7 protein-coding genes and 1 pseudogene are annotated in these 7,895 nt (G+C 40.7%); 3 read left to right on the plus strand and 5 right to left on the minus strand.

From position 1 onward, the window contains the following. From I6E24_RS14640 to I6E24_RS14650, 3 genes and pseudogenes are all read left to right on the plus strand, one after another. Positions 1–118: transposase (locus I6E24_RS14640; protein WP_262911940.1), on the plus strand; the 118-nt coding region annotated here is incomplete at its 5' end. Continuing rightward, positions 78–1,424, plus strand: a complete 1,347-nt coding sequence (locus tag I6E24_RS14645; RefSeq protein ID WP_235329294.1) for a hypothetical protein — start codon at positions 78–80, stop codon at positions 1,422–1,424. The genes I6E24_RS14640 and I6E24_RS14645, both read left to right, overlap by 41 nt. Positions 1,425–1,451: 27 nt before the next feature. Next, positions 1,452–2,375, plus strand: a pseudogene (locus I6E24_RS14650) (glycoside hydrolase family 3 C-terminal domain-containing protein); the annotation flags it as partial. Positions 2,376–2,471: 96 nt separating this feature from the next. Here I6E24_RS14650 and I6E24_RS14655 read toward each other — a convergent pair. The 5 genes from I6E24_RS14655 to I6E24_RS14675 all read right to left on the minus strand — a co-directional run bounded on the left by I6E24_RS14655 (position 2,472) and on the right by I6E24_RS14675 (position 7,723). After that, entirely contained in the window at positions 2,472–3,722 is a 1,251-nt protein-coding gene (locus tag I6E24_RS14655) for a hypothetical protein (protein WP_235329296.1), read from the minus strand. Between the two features lie 3 nt (positions 3,723–3,725). Further along, a complete protein-coding gene (locus I6E24_RS14660) occupies positions 3,726–5,384 on the minus strand; it encodes a long-chain fatty acid--CoA ligase (protein ID WP_235329298.1) in 1,659 nt (552 codons plus the stop codon). Positions 5,385–5,572: 188 nt separating this feature from the next. After that, positions 5,573–6,547: a dihydroorotate dehydrogenase-like protein gene (locus I6E24_RS14665; RefSeq protein WP_235329300.1), complete on the minus strand. Its 975-nt coding sequence runs from the start codon at positions 6,545–6,547 to the stop codon at positions 5,573–5,575. Between the two features lie 13 nt (positions 6,548–6,560). Next, on the minus strand, positions 6,561–7,229 hold the full coding sequence (locus I6E24_RS14670; protein ID WP_235329301.1) for a YggS family pyridoxal phosphate-dependent enzyme: 669 nt from the start codon (positions 7,227–7,229) through the stop codon (positions 6,561–6,563). 14 nt (positions 7,230–7,243) lie between these two features. Then, positions 7,244–7,723 carry a DUF4494 domain-containing protein gene (locus I6E24_RS14675; protein WP_235329302.1) on the minus strand — a complete coding sequence of 160 codons (480 nt, stop codon included), beginning with the start codon at positions 7,721–7,723 and terminating at the stop codon, positions 7,244–7,246. Between the last annotated feature and the right edge of the window lie 172 nt (positions 7,724–7,895).

Genomic DNA, 7,895 nt, shown 5'->3' on the forward strand with positions numbered 1-7,895 from the left:
CATCAACAACAAGATAAAGGTCATGAAGAGAACGGCATATGGATTTAGGGATGAACGATACTTTGAATTGAGGCTATATGCACTGCATGATTGCCGCATCACGCGAAATGTCGGATGAACCAAAAAAAAGACGTAAAGACCGTGACTGTGACCGAAGAACAAATGAAATTGTTATCGACCATATTCCCGGACATAGATACTCTCTTCTGATTGTTCAGCTTTGTGTATTGATTTACATTCGTACCAACTGCGGCCTTCGCACTGTAGTGAAGATACTTGAAATCTTCAATGATGTGCTTGAAGGAAAATGTGGAAAAGTACCATGCTATAACACCGTAGAGAACTGGATGAAGAAACTTGGATTATCCGCTTATGAGAATGACAGCAAACCTACAGACAAAAAGTTTGCGTATATCATTGACGAAAGCATCATGGTTAATCGAGAGAAACTTCTTCTAATTCTTGGTGTTCCTGCTGAACATCCCGGCCGACCTCTTAAGCATGAGGATGTGACGGTTGTCAGTATGAAATCCGGCGGTAGCTTTAAAGGTGACGACATCAAGCAAGAGATTGAGAAATCCATTAAGGAGATTAAGGCTAAACCTGAATATGTAATCAGCGATCAGGCTCACAATCTCACAAATGGAATTTCGCAATCAGAGTTGTTGCACCATATCGACATCAGTCATGCCATGGGTACATGCTTTAAGCATGCCTATGGTAACGAGCCTGATTTTGTGGATTTTACTACTCTTCTTGGAAAGGTCAGATTGCAATATCATCTTACAGATAAAGCTTATCTTTTACCGCCCAATATGCGTAGTATTGCCAGATTCATGAATTTGAATTCATGGGTGGACTGGGGTAACAAAATGCTTGGCTGCTTTGGCAATCTCCCAAAGGAAATGCAGGACGCATATTCTTTTGTTCCCGACTACAAGGAACTGTTGGTTGAATTGAAAATTGCTGTTGATGCAGTTGAATATATAGAAACAATCTGTAAAACAGAAGGTTTTAACCTTGCTAACTGTAAGAAGTGCAAGAGATATATCACCCAGCACGTAATAGGCAATGCAAACAACCGTAGAGCCATGTTTGGAATCAGGGTTCTAGAGTACCTTAAGCAGCAAGAAGAGATGTTGAAGAGCTCTTATGAAGCACACAATATCTCTTCTGATATCATTGAATCAACATTCGGTGTATTCAAACAAAAAAAGTCGCCAAACAAATTGTACGGCATTACTCCTTTTGTCCTGTTTATACCGTTACACGCAAAACTCAAGAACGATTCTGCCACTAAAACATTTAATTTCAAAGAGCGATTATGTAATGTTAAACTAAAGGACATTGATGCTTTTGCAAAGAAGCACATGTCCATAAACTGGGTTACAGAACGTACCAAACAGCTTAAAAATGTAGGCTAAATTGGGAACGTTAAACTGGACACCCTAGTTAATGTAATATTCGAACCTGGATTGGCATATAGCCGCGACAAGAATGTGATTGGTATTGCAAAGGCTGTAAATGCTGCACGCCGTGCTGATGTTGTTGTATGTTTCGTAGGTGAAGAATCAATCCTTTCTGGTGAGGCTCATTCTTTGGCAAATCTTGATTTGCAGGGAGCACAGAGCCAGCTGATCAAATCACTTGCTGCAACAGGTAAACCTGTGGTAACTGTAGTTATGGCAGGTCGTCAGCTTACTATCTCTGACGAGGTTGATGCTTCTGATGCAGTTCTTTACTCATTCCATCCGGGAACAATGGGTGGTCCTGCCATTGCGGACATTCTTTTTGGAAAGGTTAATCCAAGCGGTAAGACTCCTGTTACATTCCCTCGTATGACAGGTCAGGCTCCAATCTATTATGCTCACAACAATACAGGACGTCCTGCAAACCCTACAGAGATGCTTATTGATGAAATCCCTGTTGAGGCAGGACAGACTTCAGTAGGATGTCGTTCGTTCTATCTTGATGCTGGAAATTCTCCTTTGTTCCCGTTCGGATACGGTCTTTCATATACAAACTTTGAATACAGTGACTTGAAACTTGCTTCGGACAAGCTTACAGTTGACGGAGAGGTAAATGTAAGTGTAAACCTGAAGAATACAGGTAAATATGATGGAACTGAAGTTGTACAGTTGTATGTACAGGATAAAGTTGGTTCTGTCACTCGTCCGGTGAAAGAACTTAAGGCTTTCCAGAGAGTGGAACTTAAGGCTGGAGAAAGCAAGACTGTAACATTCACTATTCCTGTTTCAGATCTGTCTTTCTGGCGTTACGACATGACTTACGGTGTTGAACCTGGTGACTTCAAACTATGGGTAGGAACAAACAGTGCTGAAGGATTGTCGGCAGAATTCTCTGTATTGAATTAATCCTGATTACGTATTATTTAAATGGCATTTAAACAGCGCTCAAACACTGTTTAAATGCCATTTAATTTTTTTGTAAAAATGACAAATGGTTTTGATTTAGAAGAATACCAGTCCAGCTTCTACTATAGGGTGCTTGGAGTGGGCCTGATTGTTTTTATATGTTCTTTCCCATGAATAACCTCCGGCTATAAATACTCCAAATCTCTTGTGAGGATTGTATTCTAGTCCTACACGTGGCTGTATGGCATATAATCTGTCCGGCAAATTTGAATTATCCAACGTTTCAATATGACAATATCCTATATCTGTATTCAGATGCAGTCTGTCTTTTATTAACGGAAATGCCAGACCGGTCCGGTATATACCGGCCACAGAGACTTTGTCGGAAAGTTCTCCTAGAATCATTGATGCTCCAAGTTGTGTATAAATCAGTCGGTTCTTGAATCTTACGGCTAAATTGGTCTTATTCAGATTGCCTCCTGACACTATAATTTGTGTGCGTGTCTGTGGCTTCAGATTGACAATACCAATTTGGCGTGCACAACTGTCGCCATTCAGATTTAATAATCCAATCTGTACTCCTTTGCCGCATTTGTTGCTTACGTTGGTCAGCCCGAGCTGAAGTCCTTTGTTGTCTCCGGCATAGTTTGCCAAACCGCTTAGTTGCAAACCTTTATTTGTAACACTGACGTTGCTCAGTGCTGCCAGCTGTAATCCTTCGTTTGTGGTTCCGGATATATTCATAAGTGATGTAATCTGTGCTCCATGCATATTCCCACCACTGACATTTGTTAAACCGCTTATGGCTATTCCTTTTTGTTCATTGCCTGCGATATTGGCCATACCTGAAATCATTATACCTTTCATGTCTACAGAACCCATATTTAGAAGTCCTGTTACCATAAGGCCTTTCTGATTGTTTCCTGCTAAATTCCCAATTCCTGAGAATTGTGCTCCGAAAGTAGATTTTCCGCTTATGTTGAAAAGACCTCCAATTCTAAGACCGTGAGATTTGATTCCGGAAATATTTGCCAGACCTGCCATTTGCATACCGGAACTTCTGTTGCCTACTATGTTTACAAAGCCAGACAACTGAAAACCTGATGTTCTTTGATGTACTACGTCAGATATGATGTTTATGCTGGCTCCGTTCAGGTTTTGGTAATTGCTGAGCAGACCGAGGTTGAAATAGGTCTTGCGGTTATCTGTTTGCTGACCTTTTATGCTCAAAGAGATGTTTCTTCCCTTCTTCAAGCCGTACTCCTGGGCATGAATAGGGGAGGATATTATTCCTGTCAGCACAATGGCCGACAGGAAAATTCTGATGTTTGTAGAGTGTTTTTTCATTTATTATTTAACGTCTTGATACAAGAAACGTTTAATACTTTTCTTAGGTGTTTTCTCGAATTCTTCCGGATATATCTTTATGCGTGCAATTTGTGAGTAGGCCGGGAGTTCCGAGTTTAGTGTCACACGGTTTTCTTCCATAGCTTTTTCTATGTCTGCCGTGCTCATTCCGTGGGCGTATGCATCATCGAAATCCGGGTATATCAAAGCAGCCAGTTTGTGGTCATCCTGCTGTATTACAATGCTTTCGCATACGAAAGGAAGGTTGTTCAGCTTGTCTTCAATCTCTTCAGGATATATATTCTGTCCTGAAGGTCCCAGGAGCATGTTCTTGCTGCGTCCCTTGATTGTTATGTTTCCTTCTTCGTCCATTATTCCTAAATCGCCGGTGTGGAGCCATCCGTCCTTGTCAATGGCCTGTGCTGTAGCTTCAGGGTTTTTGTAGTAGCCGAGCATCACGTTATCGCCTCTGGTTATGATTTCACCTACAATATTGGCTGGATCCGGACTGTCTATCTTTACTTCCATTCGTGGCGCTACCTTGCCGCAAGAACCCGGTTTGAAGTGTTTCCAGTCTTCATAACAGATTATCGGACCGCATTCTGTCATTCCGTAACCCACTGTGTAGGGGAACTCTATACTCCTGAGCAGTTTCTCTACGTCCTGATTGAATGCTGCACCACCGATAATGACTTCGTAGAAATTTCCTCCGAAGGCCTGTACCATGTGCTCTCTGACAGTAGCTTTTATCTTGTCGTTGATGACAGGTACTTTAAGCAGTATCTTCATCTTGAGAGTTTCCAGTTTAGGAAGAACATTTTTCTTGATTATTTTCTCGATAATCAGAGGTACTGATATGACTATATTAGGTTTTACTTCGGCAAATGCCTGAAATATGATTTTAGGGCTAGGCATACGGGTGAGGAAGTAGATATGACATCCCGAACACATCTCGTAGATGAATTCGAATGCCAGACCGTACATGTGCGCCATAGGAAGTATGGAAATAACCTTGTCGCCAGGTTTGAGTGACAGTACTTCGAATGCAAACTGTGTGTTTGACCACAAAGATCTGTATGGAAGCATTACTCCTTTAGAGAAACTTGTTGTACCTGAAGTATAGTTTATGATAGCAAGCTCTTCAGGAGTATCGCGGCGATATGTCACGTGTTCGCGTCTGAAGTTTTTAGGATATTTCTTTCCGAACATTTCGTTCAGATGTTCTCTTGCGTAGAGAAGTTTCTCGCTTCGGCATACCAGCAAGGTGAAGTCTGTCATAAGGATGATACCTTCAAGTGCAGGCATTTCGGCTTCGTTTAGGTTTTCCCATGCCATATCTCCCACGAATAGTATGCGTGCGTCGGAGTGGTTTACTATGTTATGTACATTGTCCGGCTTGAATTCATGAAGGATAGGCACTGCTACGGCACCGTATGTAAGGATTGCCAGGAAAGCTACTCCCCAGTGTGAACTGTTTCTTCCGCATAGGGCAACCTTGTCACCTGGTTTTACTCCGCTTTCTTCTAAAAGGATATGAAGTTTTTCTATTTTTCTGGCCACGTCCTTGTACTGGAGTGTAGCGCCTTTATAGTCTGTCAAAGCGTCAAGATCCCAATTTTTCTTGATACTTTCTTCTATGAAAGCTATGAAACTTTTTTCCATAATTGATTGTTTGATTGTGCACAAAATTCAGTGTGTTGTGCAAATATACAATTTTGTTGTTAGTATTCAAATTATTTGTCAATAAAACGTAATAAAATGAAAGGTGTTCTCGAATAATAGTTTTTATAATGTTTTTTAACTATTATCGGGAACACCTTTTCGTATTATTTCAAGCTTGTATATTTACATTATTCGTGGTTGCTGTAATATTTCATGAACTGTGTTCTTTCGAATGGGTTCACGCTTCCAGCAGCTTTAGCGTTCATGATACCTTTCATGCTTTCAATGTTTTCGTAGCCTTTGGATTCCATCCATGCTTCAAGCTCTTTGAGCATTTCGGCTATTTCCTTTTCGCCGTACTTGTATATTGCGCTGCATACCTCTACTGCGCTTGCTCCTGCAAGGATAGACTTGATTACACCTTTTCCACAATGAACACCTCCTGAGATTGCATAGTCAATCTGATGAACTTCTGCAGAAGCTATAGCTGTCCATCTGATTTTTTCAGCAAGTTCGTTAGCCTCGCTCATTACGTTTGTGCTAGTGAAAGTCATTGTGTTGATATTGATATCCGGCTGGTAGAAACGGTTGAACAGTACTACTGCTGCAGCTCCGTTTGCATAAAGCTGATTGATGAGTGCTACAGGATTTGTAAGATTACTTCCCAGTTTCATTATCACAGGTATGTTTACAGCTTTCTTGATGTTTTTCAATACATCGATATGCAGCTGTTCGAAGCTTCCGTATGTATAGTCTTTGTCCGACTGTAATGAAAGGATATTTATTTCCAAAGCGTCGGCCCCTGCTTCTTCCATATGTTTGGCAAAGTCTGTCCATTCGCTGGTAGAATAGCAGTTTATACTTGCTATTACCGGTATATTGCAAGCCTTTTTAGCTTCTTTTATAAGTTCAATGTGTTCATTAAGTGCATTCGAACGTACATATGCATTAAGATAATCATCGGCTTCGGGAGCTCCGTATCCGCTCATCTGTCCTGCCTGTATGTTTATCTGTTCTTCGAAAACTGATTTCAGAACAACGGCACCAGCACCTGCTGCTTCCAGTTTTTTTATTTTCTCTACGCTGTTTGTAAGACCTGAACTGCTTACTATAACAGGGTTCTTAAGCTTTAACCCTGCAAAAGTGGTTGTTAGTTGTGTCATAATAAATATGATTTTAATAGTTTCTTATTCCAAAAATTTTACTTCCGATTCTTACAAGTGTGCTTCCATGTTTTATTGCCAGATGATAGTCGTCCGACATTCCCATTGACAGCTCTTTAAATGTTTCACTGTTCTTGAAGATTGTTGATTTCAGTTCGTTGAAATATGCGGCGAGTTTGGCGAACTCTGCTTCTATCATCGCGTCGTCATCGGTATTTGTAGCCATACCCATTATTCCGCTTATGCATACATTCTTCAGCTCTTTCCAACTGCCTTCTTTGAGCATTTCTGTGCATTCTTCGGGTGTGAACCCGAATTTAGTTTCTTCCTGCGCAATGTGTATTTCAAGCAGGCAGGGTATAATTCTGTCTGCTTTTGCCGCCTGCTTGTTTATTTCTGCCAGCAGCTTGTATGAATCTACGGCATGAATCATAGATATATATGGAGCAATGTACTTCACTTTATTAGTCTGTAAGTGACCTATGAAATGCCATTGAATATCATGCGGAAGAATATTGTGTTTTTCTTCCAGTTCCTGTACCTTGCTTTCTCCGAAAATTCTCTGTCCTGCATCGTATGCTTCCTTTATGGCCTCGGCAGAATGGAATTTCGATACGGCAACGAGTTGTGTGGTTTGTGGCAACTCGGCTTTTATTTCATTTAATATTGCTTTAATATCCATGATTGATTTTCTCCTTATCTGTTTGCTGCATCCGGAAATTCCGGCTTAACGTCCGGTTCTGCTGAATATGGATAAACATCCATTATGGCAGTTTCGGCTACAGAGGCTATCACGTAGTCGGCCATTGTACCCTTCATGCCTTCGTCCAGTTTCTTGATTGAATCTTTCAGGTCGGCAGCCTGAACCAGTACGTTTGTGGTTGTCTTCTTTTCTGCACCGCTCTTTTCGTCAAGAGTAATGAAGTAGAGTTTGCATTTAAACCATTTGTCGGCTTCGTCGTCTTCGCAGAAGAAGAGTTCGCTGTAGTTTGCCCTCTTTATGTCCGATACTGTGAATTCGCCGCTTATGAATGGTGTTATTTCTTCTATTATTCTTGATTCGGCTTCTGTAAAGCTCAGAGCATCTACGAGGTATGGTTCAGTAACCTTTTTATTCATGCCGTTTTCAGCAACTTTTTCGTATCTGATTTTGCATTCAAACCAATTATGCATCATGTTATTTCTCTTTTTTATATTAAATACTATATGTAATTTATTTCGACAAACTTACATAAAAATCTTCGTTTTTTATGCCGGTGCAATAAAAAATCAAGCCCTACGTACTTGATTGATCGTCTATTGCCGTGCTCGAAGCACAAAATGTTGTATATTTGAGGTGCATACATTT

Source organism: Bacteroides caecigallinarum, from assembly GCF_021530995.1.
In the GTDB taxonomy this organism is placed as follows: domain Bacteria; phylum Bacteroidota; class Bacteroidia; order Bacteroidales; family Bacteroidaceae; genus Phocaeicola; species Phocaeicola faecigallinarum.